The organism is Streptomyces sp. NPDC006463 (assembly GCF_042870715.1).
In the GTDB taxonomy this organism is placed as follows: Bacteria; Actinomycetota; Actinomycetes; order Streptomycetales; family Streptomycetaceae; genus Streptomyces.
On sequence record NZ_JBIAHP010000003.1, the window covers coordinates 329,721 to 344,954 of the forward strand.

The 15,234-nt window shown below is 73.0% G+C and carries 12 protein-coding genes; 6 read left to right on the forward strand and 6 right to left on the reverse strand.

What is annotated here, in order from left to right:
• Positions 1-49: 49 nt before the first annotated feature.
• The 3 genes from ACFYOB_RS08525 to ACFYOB_RS08535 are packed head-to-tail and all read right to left on the reverse strand — an operon-like array spanning position 50 to position 2,904.
• Positions 50-1,306, reverse strand: coding sequence for a Tm-1-like ATP-binding domain-containing protein (locus ACFYOB_RS08525; RefSeq protein WP_388556793.1), 1,257 nt, complete (start codon positions 1,304-1,306; stop codon positions 50-52).
• A gap of 47 nt (positions 1,307-1,353) precedes the next feature.
• Positions 1,354-1,833 (reverse strand): NUDIX domain-containing protein, encoded by a 480-nt coding sequence (locus ACFYOB_RS08530; RefSeq protein ID WP_388556360.1) that lies wholly within the window; start codon positions 1,831-1,833, stop codon positions 1,354-1,356.
• 57 nt (positions 1,834-1,890) lie between these two features.
• The gene (locus tag ACFYOB_RS08535) at positions 1,891-2,904 is read right to left on the reverse strand and encodes a cation diffusion facilitator family transporter (protein WP_388556362.1); all 1,014 of its coding nucleotides are present in this window, start codon (positions 2,902-2,904) and stop codon (positions 1,891-1,893) included.
• Positions 2,905-3,066: 162 nt separating this feature from the next.
• Here ACFYOB_RS08535 and ACFYOB_RS08540 point away from each other — a divergent pair, with 162 nt between their 5' ends.
• From ACFYOB_RS08540 to ACFYOB_RS08550, 3 genes are read left to right on the forward strand one after another with little or no spacing between them, the layout of a single operon-like run.
• Positions 3,067-5,445, forward strand: a complete 2,379-nt coding sequence (locus ACFYOB_RS08540; protein ID WP_388556365.1) for an FHA domain-containing protein — start codon at positions 3,067-3,069, stop codon at positions 5,443-5,445.
• Between the two features lie 8 nt (positions 5,446-5,453).
• Positions 5,454-6,143, forward strand: coding sequence for a hypothetical protein (locus ACFYOB_RS08545; RefSeq protein ID WP_388556369.1), 690 nt, complete (start codon positions 5,454-5,456; stop codon positions 6,141-6,143).
• On the forward strand, positions 6,143-7,111 hold the full coding sequence (locus ACFYOB_RS08550) for a serine/threonine-protein kinase (RefSeq protein WP_388556372.1): 969 nt from the start codon (positions 6,143-6,145) through the stop codon (positions 7,109-7,111). The genes ACFYOB_RS08545 and ACFYOB_RS08550 overlap by 1 nt, the downstream gene beginning before the upstream one ends.
• On the opposite strand, the gene ACFYOB_RS08555 is transcribed toward ACFYOB_RS08550, so the two are convergent.
• Positions 7,108-8,355: a streptophobe family protein gene (locus ACFYOB_RS08555; RefSeq protein WP_388556375.1), complete on the reverse strand. Its 1,248-nt coding sequence runs from the start codon at positions 8,353-8,355 to the stop codon at positions 7,108-7,110. The two genes, ACFYOB_RS08550 and ACFYOB_RS08555, sit on opposite strands and share 4 nt — an antisense overlap.
• Before the next feature lie 141 nt (positions 8,356-8,496).
• Between ACFYOB_RS08555 and ACFYOB_RS08560 the strand changes: the two genes are divergently transcribed.
• Entirely contained in the window at positions 8,497-9,813 is a 1,317-nt protein-coding gene (locus ACFYOB_RS08560) for a DUF6777 domain-containing protein (protein ID WP_388556378.1), read from the forward strand.
• Between the two features lie 214 nt (positions 9,814-10,027).
• The gene (locus ACFYOB_RS08565) at positions 10,028-12,103 is read left to right on the forward strand and encodes a SpoIIE family protein phosphatase (protein ID WP_388556382.1); all 2,076 of its coding nucleotides are present in this window, start codon (positions 10,028-10,030) and stop codon (positions 12,101-12,103) included.
• A gap of 10 nt (positions 12,104-12,113) precedes the next feature.
• On the opposite strand, the gene ACFYOB_RS08570 is transcribed toward ACFYOB_RS08565, so the two are convergent.
• Positions 12,114-12,914: a DUF4328 domain-containing protein gene (locus ACFYOB_RS08570; protein WP_388556384.1), complete on the reverse strand. Its 801-nt coding sequence runs from the start codon at positions 12,912-12,914 to the stop codon at positions 12,114-12,116.
• 156 nt (positions 12,915-13,070) lie between these two features.
• The gene (locus ACFYOB_RS08575; protein WP_388556386.1) at positions 13,071-13,775 is read right to left on the reverse strand and encodes an alpha/beta fold hydrolase; all 705 of its coding nucleotides are present in this window, start codon (positions 13,773-13,775) and stop codon (positions 13,071-13,073) included.
• Between the two features lie 102 nt (positions 13,776-13,877).
• Here ACFYOB_RS08575 and ACFYOB_RS08580 point away from each other — a divergent pair, with 102 nt between their 5' ends.
• Positions 13,878-15,227: an acyltransferase family protein gene (locus ACFYOB_RS08580; RefSeq protein ID WP_388556389.1), complete on the forward strand. Its 1,350-nt coding sequence runs from the start codon at positions 13,878-13,880 to the stop codon at positions 15,225-15,227.
• Positions 15,228-15,234 lie beyond the last annotated feature (7 nt).

The window sequence follows — 15,234 nt, forward strand, 5'->3', positions numbered from 1 at the left end:
CAGGGACACGGTTTCCGCCACGGCCGGTTCCCAACCGTGCGGGGGTGTCTCAGGCGGCGGCCGGTACCGCGCCGATCATGGCGTGCAGCCGGTCGGCCGCCGCCCGTCCGAAGTCCGGGTCGTTGATGTGCGTGTCGTAGTCGTAGAGCCGGGCGGCGCTGCCCCGCAAGCCGTCGCGCAGTGCCGAGAACAGGGCCCGGTCCGCGTCGGGGTCATGGTAGGGGCCGCCCGGCGCGCCGAGCGTGGACAGTCCGCGCAGTGGGACGCAGACCGCGGTGGGGCCGGTGGCCGCACGGAGTTTGGCGGCGACCCGGCGGCCCAGTTCCGCGCACTCGGCCTCGGTCGTACGGATCACCGTGATGGACGGGTTGTGGACGCGGACCCGCCGGTATCGGGCTTGTTCGGGCAGCGTCTCCAGCGGGCCGAACTTGACCATGTCCAGTGCGCCCAGGCTCACCACCTGCGGAATCCCGGCCAGCCCGGCCGCACTGAGCCGGTCGGGGCCGGCGGTGAGGATGCCGCCGCACAGATCGTCGGCGAGCTCGCTGAGGGTGAGGTCGAGGACCCCCGCGAAGACCCCCTGGCCGGCCAGCTTCTCCAGGGTGCGGCCGCCGCTGCCGCTGACGTGGAAGACGAGTACCTCGTAGCCCAGCTCGGTCAGCCGTTCGCGGGCCGCGTCCACGCCGGTCGTGGTCACGCCCGCCATGCTCGCCGCGACCAGCGGGCGGCCGCCCGCGCCCAGCCGGGCCGGGCGGCGGGTGTCCGGGGCCGTGCGGGCGAAGGCTCTGGCCATGCCGGCGACCGCCTCCACGGCGTTGGCCAGGACGGGCGCGGAGATGCTGTTGATCCCCGCTATGTCCACGACGCTGTACATCATCGTGATGTCCGCGGAGCCCACGTAGGGCGAGACATCGCCCGACGCCATGGACGAGACCATCAGTTTCGGCACGCCCAGCGGCAGGGCGCGCATCGCCCGGGTCGCGATGGAGGTGCCGCCGCTGCCGCCTATCGCGAGCACCGCGTGCAGCCGGCCCTCGGCGTGCAGGCGCAGCAGGATCGCCTCCGCGCCCTGGGCCATCGTGGTGACGGCCGCGCCCCGGTCGGCGGCCGCGCGCAGTTCCGGCAGCTCCGTTCCCGCGGCCCGGGCCACCGCTTCACGCGGTATGTCGGCGGGCACCCGGGGCTCGCCCATCACTCCCGTGTCGACCAGTATCACTTCGACGCCGGCGCGCAGCAGCCTCTCGCGCAGCCAGCCGTACTCCACACCCTTGGTGTCCAGGGTTCCCACCAGCACGACGTTCGTCATATGTGCAATGTCCATGCAGGGGGGTTTGTTTGCAAGTAATGGTCGAGTCAACCCTTCAGTAGCGCCAACAAGCGCTCCAGAAAGGGAATTTGAGGGGGCATCAGTTTGGTTTCCGCCATCTGGGGAGTGAACCAGGCCACCCGCTCCAGCTCGGGGAACTCCTGCACGGTCCCGGAGTGCGGCGGCCACTCCATGGAGAAGGTCCCGGGCACCATCAGTGCGGGGTCGAGGTCCGCCTCCACGGCCCAGATGGTCACCAGCTTCCCGCTGCTCAGCCGTACTTCGCCCAGCGGCAGGTACTCGCCCTCCGGGGGCGGCAGCCCGATCTCCTCGGTGAACTCCCGGCGGGCCGCGTCCCGCGGCGTCTCGTCCGGTTCGTACTCGCCCTTGGGGATGGCCCAGCCCCCGGCGTCCCGTCCGGCCCACAGCGGGCCGCCCATGCGGCCGAGCAGGATCTCGACCCCCGGGTCCGAGCCCTGACCCGTTCGGCGGAACAGGAGCAGTCCGGCACTGCGCTTGTGCGTCATGCGTCCATGTATGCCCCGCGCGGCGCGGACTCAGTGATCCCTGCCGGACCCCGCGCTTCAGTGGTCGTGCGGGCCCTGCCGGTGGACCGGACCGTGCGCGTCCGCGCAGTGGGTGTCCCTCGGCCCCTCGCCCCCCGTGCGGCCGACCGTCAGGAGGGTGTCCTGCACGTGGTCCACCTGGAGGGTGGTGTGCGTGATCCCGTACTCCTCGGCCAGCATCCGCTCCAGGTCCCGGCGCACCGCGTGGCAGTCGCCCGCCGGCTCGACGAGCACGTGCGCGGAGAGCGCCGCCTGCCCGGAGGTGATGGTCCAGATGTGCAGGTCGTGCACCTCGGTGACCGGCGGGTGTCCGACGAGCCGGTCGCCCACCGCATCCGGGTCCATATGGGCCGGAGCGGCCTCCAGGAAGATCCGGCCGGACTCGCGGACCAGACCGTAGCCCGCCCTGACCATCAGCACCACCACCACGAGGGTGGCGATCGCGTCGGCTTGCCGGAAGCCGGTGGTGAGCACGATCAGACCGGCGGCGGCCGTCCCGATGAAGGCGAACAAGTCGTTCAGGATGTGCTGGTAGGCGCCCTCGACGGCCAGCGAGGACCGGTTCGCCTTTGAGATGCACCAGGCCGCGGCCACGTTGACGACGATGCCCGCGAGCGCGGTCACCACGACCAGGCCGCCCTGCACCGGCGGCGGATCCATCAGCCGCCGCACCGCCTCGTACGCCAGCCAGGCCGCCAGCAGGATCAGGGTCAGCCCGTTGGCCTGGGCGGAGAGTATCTCCGCCCGCTTGAGGCCGTACGTGAAACCGCCGCGCGCCGGACGGGCTGCGAGCCGCATCGCGATCAGCGCGAGGACGATCGACACGGCGTCGGTCAGCATGTGGGCCGCATCGGAGATCAGGGCCAGCGAGTTGGCCATGATGCCGACGATCACCTCGACGGCCATGAACGCGCCGATCAGGCCGAGCGCGATCGCCAGCCAGCGCCGGTCGGCATCGGCGGCCACGCCGTGGCTGTGCCCGCCGTGGCCTCCGTGGCCGGTGTCGTCGTGCGCGTGATCGTGCCCGGTCATGGCGTCCCCCGTTTGTTCGGTTCCGACGCGTGAAGTGAAGCGCACCTCGGCGGGATCGGCAAAGGCTGCAACGGGGACCGTTGTCATTACCCATAAGCCGCCTCTGACCTGCGGTTATGTTGGACCGGTGCCGGTCCCGCCGGATCGTGGGAAAATCTGCTCATGGTCCAGCGGCCCGGTGTGCCGACGGCGCCCGAGCTCGTCCTGGAGACCGACCTCGGTTCCACGGAGATGAGCCCGGGCCGGGTGTATCACGTCGGCCGGGACCCCCTGTGCGAGATCTGCCTCGACGATGCCCGCGTCTCCTGGCACCACGCGCTCCTGCGCCCTGACGGCGACCACTGGACCGTCGAGGACGAGGGCAGCACCAACGGCACCTGGGCCGACGGCCACCGCATCCACGAATGGATCGTCGGCCCGGGAAGCGAGCTGCGCTTCGGCAGTGCCGCGGACGGCCCGCGCGCCGTTCTCGTCGACCGCGCCCGGCCCCGGCCCGCGTCCGCGTCCCGGCCCTCCGGGGTCTCCAACCCGTCCCTGACCGGCACCTTCCGGCAGCCGACCAGCATCCGGCCGCTGCTCGCCCGTACCGCCGTCCGCATCGGCCGCGCCCCCGACAACGACCTCGTCATCGACGACCTCGTCGTCTCCCGCCGGCACGCCGAACTGCGTGCGCTCGCCGACGGCACGCACGAGATCGCCGACCTCGACAGCCACAACGGCACCTATCTCAACGGCGCCCGCGTGGAAGGGGCCGCCCCCCTCGCCGAGGGAGACATCGTCGGCATCGGCCACTCCGACTTCTGCCTAGTCGGGGACCAGCTCCAGGAGTACGTCGACACGGGCGAGGTCTCCCTCGACGTCCAGGACCTCACCGTCGCCGTCGACCGCGGCCGCAAGACCCTCCTCGACGCCGTCTCCTTCCCCGTCGGCGCCAACTGCCTGCTCGCCGTGATCGGCCCGAGCGGAGCGGGCAAGTCCACCCTGCTGGGCGCCCTCACCGGCCTGCGCCCCGCCGACCAGGGCACCGTCCTCTACGACGGCCGCGACCTCTACCGCGACTACGCCGAACTGCGCAGCCGCATCGGCCTCGTCCCGCAGGACGACATCCTGCACACCCAGCTCACCGTCCGGCGCGCCCTCACCTACGCCGCCGAACTGCGCTTCCCGCAGGACACCGCCAAGGCCGAACGCCGGGCCCGGGTCGACGAGGTGATCGGCGAACTCGGCCTCCAGCAGCGTGCCGGCCAGCCCATCCACAGCCTCTCCGGCGGCCAGCGCAAACGCGTCTCCGTCGCCCTGGAACTGCTCACCAAGCCCTCGCTGCTCTTCCTGGACGAACCCACCTCCGGCCTCGACCCCGGCATGGACCGCTCGGTGATGCACATGCTGCGCGGCCTCGCCGACGACGGCCGCACCGTCATCGTGGTGACCCACAGCGTGCTCAGCCTCGACGTCTGCGACCGGCTGCTCGTCCTCGCCCCCGGCGGGCGGATCGCGTACTACGGGCCCCCCGGGGAGACCCTGGGCTTCTTCGGCTTCACGCAGTGGCCCGAGGCCTTCGAAGCGTTCGAGAACCAGCAGGACCGCGACTGGGCCGGGGAGTACGCGACCTCGCCCCTGCACCGCAGGTACGTCGACGGAGCCCCCCGGCAGCCGCGGCCGGGCGGCGACGACCGGGACCGGGGCCGGCACGCCTCGGCCGGTTTCGTCGCCGCGCCGCCCAAGTCCCAGAGCTGGGCGTCCCAGCTGTCCACCCTCATCCGGCGTTACGCGGCCGCGCTCAGCGCCGACAAGACCTTCCTCGCGATCATGATCGCGCTGCCCTTCGTGATGGGAGCCATGGCCCGGGCCCTGGCCGGCGGCGTGCTCACCCGGGAGACGGCGATGAACGCCCTGCTCATCCTGTGCGTCGGCGGCGTGCTCACCGGGGCCGCCAACGCCGTCCGCGAGCTCGTCAAGGAGCGGGTCATCTACCGGCGCGAACGCGCCGTCGGGCTCTCGCGCTCCGCCTACCTGATGTCCAAGGTGGTGGTGCTGGGGGCCATCACCGTGGCCCAGGCCGTGGTGCTGACGCTCGTCGGCCTCTTCGGCGTGAAACTGGGCGCGCCCGGCGGGCGAGGAGTCTTCCTTCCACCCCTCGCCGAGATCGCCCTCGTCGTGGCGCTGCTGTCCTTCACCGCGATGATGCTGGGCCTGCTGGTCTCCGCGCTGGTCACGAAGGAGGAGGTCACCATGCCGCTGCTGGTGCTCCTCGCCATCGTGCAGGTGGTCTTCTGCGGCGCGCTACTCCACCTGGACGGAGTGCCGGTGGTCGAGCAGCTGGCCTGGCTCGTACCCTCGCGCTGGGCGCTCGGTGCGATGGCGGGCACCATCGACCTGGGCGCGATCCTGCCCGGCCCGCTCACCGACGACCCGCTGTTCGCCCACAGCCCCGGCGTGTGGCTGCTCGACGTCGGCATGCTGGTGGCACTGTCGGTGCTCTTCGGGGTGCTGGTCGCCCGGCTGCTGCGCCGCCACGAGCCCGCCATCATGCGGAAGTAGGACCGCCCATGACGAACCCGGACGACGCCCTGGACTTCCGGCCCACTCACGTCGTGCCGCAGGAGGGACTGCCGGCCTGGGAAGAACCCGACGTCTCCCGGCCGACGGAGCCCCTCGACCCCTTCCTGCCCGTGCAGCTGCTCGCCCGCCGCGGGGACTGGGGCGAGATCCTCTGCTCCAACGGATGGTCCGCCTGGGTGGACGGACGGCTGCTGATCACCGTGCCGCAGCCGCCGCCGACCGCAGGAGGAAGGCAGCCGGGGCGGGCCGAGGACCCGGGCCCGCAGCTCGCGCGCAGCGCCGAAGCCCTGGAGCGCTACCGGCAGGCCGTCGCCGACCTCGCCTCGGGGCGCACGGACGGCGAGGCCTTCCGGCGCTCCGTGAAGGGACTGCGGGCCGGGGTCGTGCTGGACGGTGAGTCCGCGTGGCTCTACGACGACACGACGGGACGGTGGCTGTACGGCGACGGGACCCGCCTGGCGACCTATGCGGTCGCCGCGGAACCGGGGGCCCCGCCCGGGCCTCAGGACCCGTCGGCGCCCTCGGATCCGGACGGTGCGGGAGACGAACGGACCGGTCCGCCGACCGCCGATGCGCTCACGCCCCGGCCTGACGCGGAGCCCGAGCGGGCGGTGGCGTACGACCCGACCCGCATCGTGGACACGCCCGGGAACGCGAACGGGGACGGGGACGGGTGATGGAGCCGGAGCCGGTCGGCGGGCGGCCCTCCGACCTGCGCGGCAGGCGCATCGCCGGGTACGAGGTGGAGAGCGAGATCGGCCGGGGCGGGATGGCCGTCGTCTACCGGGCTCGGGACCTGCGCCTGGACCGGACGGTGGCGCTGAAGCTGCTGGCTCCCGAACTGGCCCGTAACGACACCTTCAGGCAGCGGTTCGCGCACGAGTCGCGGGTGGCCGCGGCCATCGAGCACCCGAACATCGTGCCCGTGTTCGAGGCCGGGGAGGCGGAGGGACTGCTGTACATCGCGATGCGGTACGTCGCCGGGCAGGACCTGCGGGCGATGCTGGACCGCACGGGCCCGCTGCCGGTCGGCACGGCCGCCCGGATCGCGGGGCAGATCGCCTCGGCGCTGGACGCGGCACACGACCACGACCTGGTGCACCGGGACGTGAAGCCGGGCAACATCCTGATCGCGGAGGGGACGGACAGCGACCACCCCGAGTACGCGTACCTCACGGACTTCGGGCTGACGAAGAAGTCGCTGTCGCTGACCGGGTTCACGACCGTGGGGCAGTTCGTCGGGACCCTGGACTACGTGGCGCCGGAGCAGATCTCCGGGAAGCCGGTGGACGGCCGGTGCGACGTGTACAGCCTCGGGTGCGTCGTCTACGAGACCCTGGCCGGAGGCCCGCCCTTCGAGCGGGACGACGACATGGCCCTGCTCTGGGCCCACCAGTTCGATCCGCCGCCACCGCTCAGCTCCCGGCGGTCCGGGCTGCCGGGCGCGGTGGACGAGGTACTGGCGAAGGCGCTCGCCAAGTCGCCGGAGGACCGGTGGAGCACCTGCCTTGAGTTCACCGGAGCGCTCAAGCGGGCCGGGACTGCCGCCCGCCCGCGGACCCGGGAGGCGCACGCGCCGGGGCCCGCGGAGCCGCCGCCACCGCCTCCGCGATGGGCGCTGCCGGTGTTCGGACAGCACCCCTAGGCAGGCGGGGGCGCTGCGGCCTCGACGCGGCCGCGGCGGCGGAGGGGGCGGGCCAGGAGGGCGCCCAGGAAGCCCGCCACCGCGCCCCAGAGGACGGCGAGGCCGACCGTGCGCCACAGGACGGGATCGAGTTCGACCTCCCCGCTGAGGCTGTCCACGTCCCCGATGCCCAGCAGGGTGAGGCCGAACTGGGCATGGACCCGGGCCAGCAGGCAGACCGTCAGGGTGGCGAGGGCCAGGGCCGCGCCGAGGTGCAGCGCGTGCTGCCAGGCGCGGACGTGGGCGGGGGAGCGTACGGCGGCCAGGACACCCGTGGCGAGCAGCAGGACGGCGGCCGTCGGCACAAGCCACCACCAGCGGGCGTCCTGTTCCGTGAGCGAGGCCAGGTCGAGCGTGGACAGGTCGGGGCCGCGCAGCACCTGGTCCATCGGGTGCGGCATCGGCAGCCCGAAGGGGCCCTCGACCTTGCCCTCCCAGGCGCCGCCGAAGCCAACGGTGAGCGCGAGCCAGGCGAGGTTCGGCAGGCCCAGCAGGACCACGGCCATGGTCCGGGCGGCATGGCCCTGCGTCGCGGCCACGACCACGCCGACCCCGATGCCGAGGACGACGTATGCGAGGAGCAGTGCGACCGTGGCGGAGGCCGCCGGGCGTACCGCCGTGTGGAAGCGGACCAGCCCGGCCGGGAGCGGTGCGCGGCGGGAGACCAACAGGGTGACCAGCAACAGGCCCAGGATCCACAGCAGTCCGAAGAAGAGAGTGGTGGGCAGATCGGCCCGAAATCCCACCGTCGGTGCGGAGTCGAGGAGTTCGCCGATCTCTCCGAGGGGGGAGTCGCCGGTGGAGATGCCGAAGGTCTGGCGGGCGAGGAGCGCGGTCCCCGCGAGGGCCAGCAGCCACAGGAGTACCAACGGGCCCGCCCGGCCCAGTAGTTCACGCGGTCGGGCCACCGCCCGGTGGTGCAGCGGCCGCAGGAAGCAGTACGCGGCGGTGAGGGCTCCGGCCAGGCTCACCGAGAGCGGGAGCACGGACAGGCTTGCGTCGGCACCGACCAGGAAGCCGGCGCCGCCGGACACCTCGACCGAGCCGCCGGCAGCCATCACGACGACTGCGGCGATCACCCGCGGGAACGCGCCGTCCGGCAGATCGCCGGCACCGGCACAGGCCAGTCCGGCCGCGGCTACCGCGGCCATCACCAGGAACCCCGCCAGTACCGCGATCACGGCGTCACGCCAGGAACGGCTCACAGAGTCACCGTAGGCAGCCCCGGTACGCGCCACCACCTGAACGGCGCACCCAATAGTGCGCTGGAGTGACGGATGTCCCGAGACTTCTAGGGATGGGCCTGTATGTACTGGTTCATTTGCGGAGCATCCAGGAGGGCATCGGTGACCACGCAGCCTTCGGGCACACCGCCGTCGGGACGCCCCACCGGCCCGCCTTCCGGTCCCCTCTCGGGTGGCCGTCAGGGCGCCCCGCCGCCCTCGCCTCCCGGGGGCACGGGCGGAGGAGGGCGAGGGTCGGGGTCCGGGCCGCACGGCGAGGGGGCCGGGAAGCCCTGGTGGCAGTCCGGGCCCCGGCTGGCGGCCGCGCTCGTCGCCGTGGCCATGGCGGTGGCACTGGCCGTGGTGCTGACCCGGCCCAGCGGTACCCCCGCGAAAGGCGGCGAGCTCTTCCTGCAGCCGGCCGGGTCCACCGGAAAGGACCCCTTCACCGAATCGACGGCGACGACCCAGGGCGTCCAGGAGCCCCGGCCGACTCCCACCGGCTCCGAGCCCGCGACGGGCACCATCACCACCCGCTCCGTCAGCGGCTCCCAGCCGGGCCTGTACGGCGGTACCCAGGACCTGGCCAGCTGCGACGTCGAGAAGCAGATCAAGGAGCTGGCGGCGGTGCCCGCGAAGAACAGCGCCTTCGCCTCGGCCCTGGGGATCCAGCCCGCAGACGTCCCGCAGTATCTGCGCTCCCTCACGCCGGTCCAGCTCCGGATGGACACCCGGGTCACCAACCACGGTTACAAGGACGGCGTGGCGACCCCATACCAGGCCGTGCTCGAGGCGGGGACGGCCGTGCTGGTGGACGACAGAGGGGTGCCCCGCGTGCGGTGCGCCTGCGGGAACCCGCTCAAGCCGCCGGTGCCCCTCAAGCCCTACTCGCGGCGGTACGGGCAGCCGTGGGCCGCGTACCGCCCGCAGGGCGTCGTGGTGATCGCGCCTTCCGAGACGGTCGTCGACAAGATCGTGATCTACGACCACGAGGACCACCGCTGGTACGAGCGCGGCCGCGGCCCGGATCCGGGCCGCGACAAGCCCGTCCCGCCACCGGTGCTCCCGACCCCGCCGATGACCGCTTCCGCGCCCGCCACGTCGCCCGGCGTGTCCGCGACCCCCACCAAGGCCACGGAGGCGCCCACCGAACCCACGGGCACGCCCACCGAAGCCACGGGGGAGCCGACCGAACCCACGGGCACGCCCGCAGAGACCATGGGCGCGACCGCCGAGGACACGGGTACGCCGACCGACGAGCCCGAGATACCCCCGTTGTTGCCGCCGCCGCCGGCACTGACGGACCGGACCGCTACGCCGACCGGGAGCGGGACCACGACCTCCGGCCCGCCCGCCACGCCGCCCCCTTCCAGTACGCCGCCCCCTTCCAGTACCGGGCCGACCTCTTCCGGTACCGGGCCGACCTCGCCGTCCCCGTAGGCACGCACCTCACCAGGGGGCTTGGCCGAGGCGGCTGTTGTCGGCTTCCGTGCCTCAGTGGCCGCCGCTGCGGCAGAACTTGCCGGAGCCGCTCGGGGCACCGGCGATGAAGCCCCGGCCTCTGCGCGGCGCGGGCTTGGAGTTGTCCCAGCTCTCCTGGGATGCGGGTGCCTGACATGAGGAGAAAAGCGGGGGAGGGTGAGACCCTGGCAGCATGGCCCAGAGGGGACAGAACCCCGAGGTCGACTGGCCCGCGCGGCCGGATACGAGCCTTGCGCTCAACCGCATGGGCACGTTCGACTGGGACCTCGACAGCGGGCGGATGTACCTGGATCCGACCGCCCTCGAGGTGCTTGACCTGCGCCCGGACGAGTTCGACGGGACCAGCGCAGGGCTGCGCCCGCGCGTCCCGCCGTCCGACGCGGCCCGGCTCGACGCCCGGGTCGCGCAGGCGCTCAAGGACGGCCGCAGCCACTACGGGGCCTACGTCCGCAGCCGGTGCCGCGACGGGACCCGGACCTGGATCCACATCCAGGGGCACATCATGCGGGACCCGCAGGGACGCCCGTACCGCGTCATCGGGATCCTCCGCGACGCTGCCCACGACCCCGGCGAGTCCGACTCCGGCGGGGACGAGGCCGAGGGGCGGCGCCGGATGACCGGTGTCGTCGAGCGGACCACGGCCATCCTCGCCCACGCCCGCACCGTCAACGACGTCACCGACATCCTCAAGGACCCGCAGGCCCTCGGACACCTCGGCGCGGTCAGCGTGATGCTCGGCGTCGTGGACGGCGGGCGCATCCACCTGGTCGCGGAGGGACAGCTGGGCTCGTACGTGCCCGAGATCGAATACACGCGGATCGACGCGGGGTTCCCGATGAGCGAGGCCGTCCGCACCATGCAGCCGGTCTTCATCGCCTCACGGGAGGAGTTCCAGACGCGCTACCCGCTGCTGTGGCCGTACATCGAGCCGCTGTCCGTCCGCAGCGGGGTCTACCTGCCGCTGATCGCCCAGGGGCGGGCCATCGGCGCACTCGGGCTGCTCTACACCCGCGACGGCCACTTCACCGCCGAGGAGCGCAACCTCCTGATGGCGCTCGGCAGCGGCATCGCGCAGAGCCTCCAGCGCGCGATGCTCTTCGAACAGGAGCACGATCTGGCCGAAGGGCTCCAGCGGGCCATGCTGCCCCGCCGGATCCCCGCGGTGGCGGGTGCGCTGATCGCCGTGCGGTACCGGTCCGCCCGGATGGGGCGGGACATCGGCGGGGACTGGTACGACGTGATCCCGCTCGGCGAGGGCCGGGTCGGAGTGATGATCGGGGACGTGGAGGGGCACGACACGGACGCGGCCGCCGTCATGGGCCAGCTGCGCATCGTGCTGCGCGCGTACATCGCCGAGGGGCACACCCCCGGCACGGCGATGGCGCGGGCCTCGGCCTTCCTGCGCGACCTGGACACGGAGCGGTTCGCCACGTGCACGTACGCCGAGGTGGACCTCACCAGCGGAATGCTCAGGATGGTCCGCGCCGGGCACCTCGACCCGGTCGTACGGCGCGGGGACGGCAGCTGCCACCGGATCCAGGTGGCCGGCGGCCTGCCCCTCGGGCTGCCGGCCCGCGAGCAGTCCGGGACCGGCTCGGGCTACCCGGTCACCAGCCTGGAGCTGCACCCGGGCGACACGCTGCTGCTGTGCACGGACGGCCTGATCGAACGGCCCGGTGCGGACCCCGACAGCGGGATGCGGGAGTTCATGGCCGCGGTCCACAGCGGCCCGGTCGACGTGGAGGAACTCGCCGACGTGCTGTGCGACCTGGTCGGCGACGCGGGCGGCGGGGACGACATGGCGCTGCTCGTCCTGCGCCGCCGCGGCACGCCCGCCGGGCGCGGTGGCGGTCCGCTGCGCCAGCGGCTGGAACCGGGCGACACGGAGGGCCCGGCGATGGCCCGCCACCTGATCCGGGCGGCGGTGGCCGCCTGGGGGGCGCGGGAGCGGGCCGACGAGATCGAGCTGGCGGCTGACGAGCTGATGACCAACGCCCTGGTCCACACGGAGGGCGGCGGCCACGTCGGCATGCGGCTGATGGCGGACGGGCGGATCCGGATCGAGGTCGAGGACTCCAGCAGCGCCCTGCCGCGTCGGCGTGAGGCGGGGGACTGGGCGGTCTCGGGGCGCGGGCTGATGCTGGTGGACCAGCTCGCGGACGCCTGGGGCGTGGAGCCCCGGGGCGGCGGCAAATGCGTGTGGTGCGAGTTCGCCGTCACCGCCCCGGAGCGCGAGAGCGTCGGGTGATCCGTACGCGTCAGACCGCGGCGTACGGTCCCTGTGCGGCCTTGATGTTCTGCAGGGCCGTGAGCCCCCGGACGAAGAGGACGGCGAGCACGGCGGCGGCGACTGCGAGGAGGTCGGAGACGATGCCGACGACGGAGGCGTCGCGAACGGCCGCGGGGGTCTCGGCCAGCTTGTACATCCGGGAGAAGACGCGGTCCGCGCAGGCCGCGACGACCCAGACCACCCACCAGGCCGTGAGGGGAGCGCTGGAGACGTGGCGGTAGGCGCCGTCGGGCCCGAGCTGGGTGCTGGCCTCCCATGTCTGCCGCGCGACGCGGAAGGGGAGGAACAGATTGCCGACGGGGACGAACCAGGCGCCGATGGCCCACCCGCGCCCCAGGGTGAAGGCGTCGGGGCGGAAGACCTCGCCGTTGGTCCGCACGCGGTGGAACCAGATGATGAAGACGGTCGCCGTGCCGAGCATCGCCAGGAGCTGGAAACCCCCGGCGAGGCCGGTGAGGACGTCCGACAGGTCGAGCGTGTCCTGCGGGACCCGGCCGGGGGCCGCGATGACGTCCTTCATCAGCGACCAGGCGAACAGGTTGGCGCCGGCCGAGAACAGGTTGACCGCGGCCGCGACGGACAGCAGCACGGTCAGCGCGGTCGCGAGGCCCTGCGGGGAGCGCAGGACGGCGACGGGCGGCGGCGGACCGGGGTACACGGGCTGGCCGGGGTACGGCTGCCCCGGGTAGGGCTGGGCCGGGTACGGGGCGGCAGTGGCGTGCGGCGGCTGGCCGGGCGGCGGCGGTGAGCCGGGCGCGCTGAAGGACATGACGGAGTACCCCCCACGGGAACGAGTGAACATGCGAATGGCCCGCTGACCGGCGCGGACAGGGCTGAACATATGTCAGCCCTGCGACCGGAGTCCAAAGCGATTCGCGCAGCCGCCCCGCAGCGGCCGCCGTCCGCCCGCCGGGCCGGTCAGGCCCTACGCCCCGCCCTCCGCCTCGGCCAGGAGGATCCGCGCCAGCTCGCCCGGGCGGGAGAACATCGGCCAGTGCCCGGTGTCCATCGTGACCAGCCGCCAGCGCTCGCCGGTCAGCAGCTCGGCCACCGCCTGGCTCGGCTCGGGGCCGTCGAGCAGGCACTTGACGTACGTGGCCGGGAGCTCGCCGAGCGGGCGGGCCAGCACGGCGGGCTCGGTCAGCGTGGCCCCGGGATGAGGGGTCGAACCGGCCACGATCCGCGCCACCTGCTCGGCGTCGAGGTCCTGGCCCGCGTAGTCCGGCGCGGGCCGCGGCGCCCAGAAGCCCCCGGTCCGGGAAATCGAGCCCTCCACCATCGCCCGCCCGTCCGGCCAGCCGTCGAGGAACGACCGCCCGTCGGCCGGGACCTCGGAGTCGACGAAGACCACCCGGGCCAGCCGGTCGCCGATCCGCTCGGCGGCCTGGCCGACCGGTATGCCCGCATAACTGTGCCCGACCAGGACGACATCGCGCAGACCGAGCCGCTCCACCTCGTCCACGACGTCCTGGACGTGGGTCTGCTGCCCGGCCGGTACGCCCTGCCGCTCGGCGAGGCCCGACAGCGTCACGGGATGGGCGCCGTGCCCGGCCGAGCGCAGCTCCGCCGCCACCTCGTCCCACGCCCACGATCCGAGCCAAACGCCTGCCACCAGTACGAAGTTCACCATGGCGGCACCGTATCCGAGGGGTCCGACATCGCAGCGCGCCGACGGCGGCCCCCGCGGGCCGGGGCAGGCGGTCCGGCCGGGACGTCGGCTATGGTCCCTGCCGTGAAGCTCATACCCCCACTCACCCAGCGGACGGCTGCCCCACCAGCCGCCGCCCACGGTGCCAGGCTCGGCTGGCTGGACGCGCTCCGTGGCATCGCCGCTCTGATCGTGGCGCTGCACCACTTCGACGTGCTGAGGATGCTGCCCTTCGGGGGCATGGTCTGGCGGAACTTCGACATGGGCCTGTTCGGCGTCATGCTCTTCTTCATCGTCAGCGGCTACATCATCCCGGCCTCGCTGGAGCGCCGGGGCGACGTCCGGGGCTTCTGGATCGGCCGGATCTTCCGGATCTACCCGGCCCTGATCGCCGCCTTCGTCCTCTCGATCATGATGCTGCCGGACGGGGACGGCTCGGTCGCGCTGCTGCGCACCGGCGACGACGTGGCCTCGCTGGTCGCGAACGGCCTGATGCTCCAGGACCTGCTCGGCGTGATCAACGGTATGAACGTCACCTGGACGCTCTGCTACGAGATGGTCTTCTACTTCTTCGTCACCGCCCTCTTCACCCGCGGCCTGCACCGGCACAGCGGGCCGATCGCGGTGGCCCTCGCAGGCGTCGCCCTGGCGGTCGGGACGGCCGTCGGCACCCAGCTCGTGAGCGCGGAACTCGGCTCGACCCGTCAGCTCCTGCTGATCGTGACGCCGATCGTGCTCCTGGGCCTCGCCGGCGTGCTCAGCGGCAACCGCATGCTGACCGGGACGGGCGCCATGCTGCTCGCCGGGGTCGGCCTGGTGCTGGTCACCCTCAACAGCCGGGCCCCCGCCTTCGAAACCTGGATGATCTTCGCGACCATGTTCGCCGGCACCGTGGTGTACCGGGCGCAGCACGGTCAGCTCGCCCGGGTCCCGGCCCTGCTCTCCTGCGGCTTCGTCATCGTCGCGGGCGCGCTGGTCGGCCGGCTGTACAACCACGGCGAAGCCCTGGACCGGACCTGGTCGTCGGGCTGGAAGGCCTGGTCGATCGCCTACCTCGCCGCCTGGGCACTGTTCGGTATCGGCTTCCTCCTCCGCGGGCGGCGCTTCCCGAAGGCGCTGACCTGGCTCGGCGCGATCAGCTTCTCGGTCTACCTGCTGCACATCCCGCTGCTGCGCACCATCGAACCGCTGGTGGGCGTTCCGCCGCAGCCGTCGTCCACGCTCGGCCGGATCGCCTGGACGGCGATCTTCCTCGGCGCCGTGCTGGCCGTCAGCTACCTCATGTACCGCCTGGTCGAGATGCCGATGCAGCGCCTCGGCCGGCGCGTGCAGAAGGCGGCGGACCGCCGCTGGCCCCGCCCCGCGCAGGAGGCCCAGCCGCAGCTCCGGCCGTCGGCCGCATCCGGCCGCGAGCCGGCGCCCGCCACGGGCTGACCGGAGA

Coding starts and splice junctions, on each gene's coding strand:
- ACFYOB_RS08575 (WP_388556386.1), bottom strand. CDS start 13,775: ATGGTGAACTTCGTACTGGTGGCAGGCGTTTGGCTCGGATCGTGGGCG.
- ACFYOB_RS08540 (WP_388556365.1), top strand. CDS start 3,067: ATGGTCCAGCGGCCCGGTGTGCCGACGGCGCCCGAGCTCGTCCTGGAG.
- ACFYOB_RS08545 (WP_388556369.1), top strand. CDS start 5,454: ATGACGAACCCGGACGACGCCCTGGACTTCCGGCCCACTCACGTCGTG.
- ACFYOB_RS08550 (WP_388556372.1), top strand. CDS start 6,143: ATGGAGCCGGAGCCGGTCGGCGGGCGGCCCTCCGACCTGCGCGGCAGG.
- ACFYOB_RS08535 (WP_388556362.1), bottom strand. CDS start 2,904: ATGACCGGGCACGATCACGCGCACGACGACACCGGCCACGGAGGCCAC.
- ACFYOB_RS08565 (WP_388556382.1), top strand. CDS start 10,028: ATGGCCCAGAGGGGACAGAACCCCGAGGTCGACTGGCCCGCGCGGCCG.
- ACFYOB_RS08530 (WP_388556360.1), bottom strand. CDS start 1,833: ATGACGCACAAGCGCAGTGCCGGACTGCTCCTGTTCCGCCGAACGGGT.
- ACFYOB_RS08570 (WP_388556384.1), bottom strand. CDS start 12,914: ATGTCCTTCAGCGCGCCCGGCTCACCGCCGCCGCCCGGCCAGCCGCCG.
- ACFYOB_RS08525 (WP_388556793.1), bottom strand. CDS start 1,306: ATGACGAACGTCGTGCTGGTGGGAACCCTGGACACCAAGGGTGTGGAG.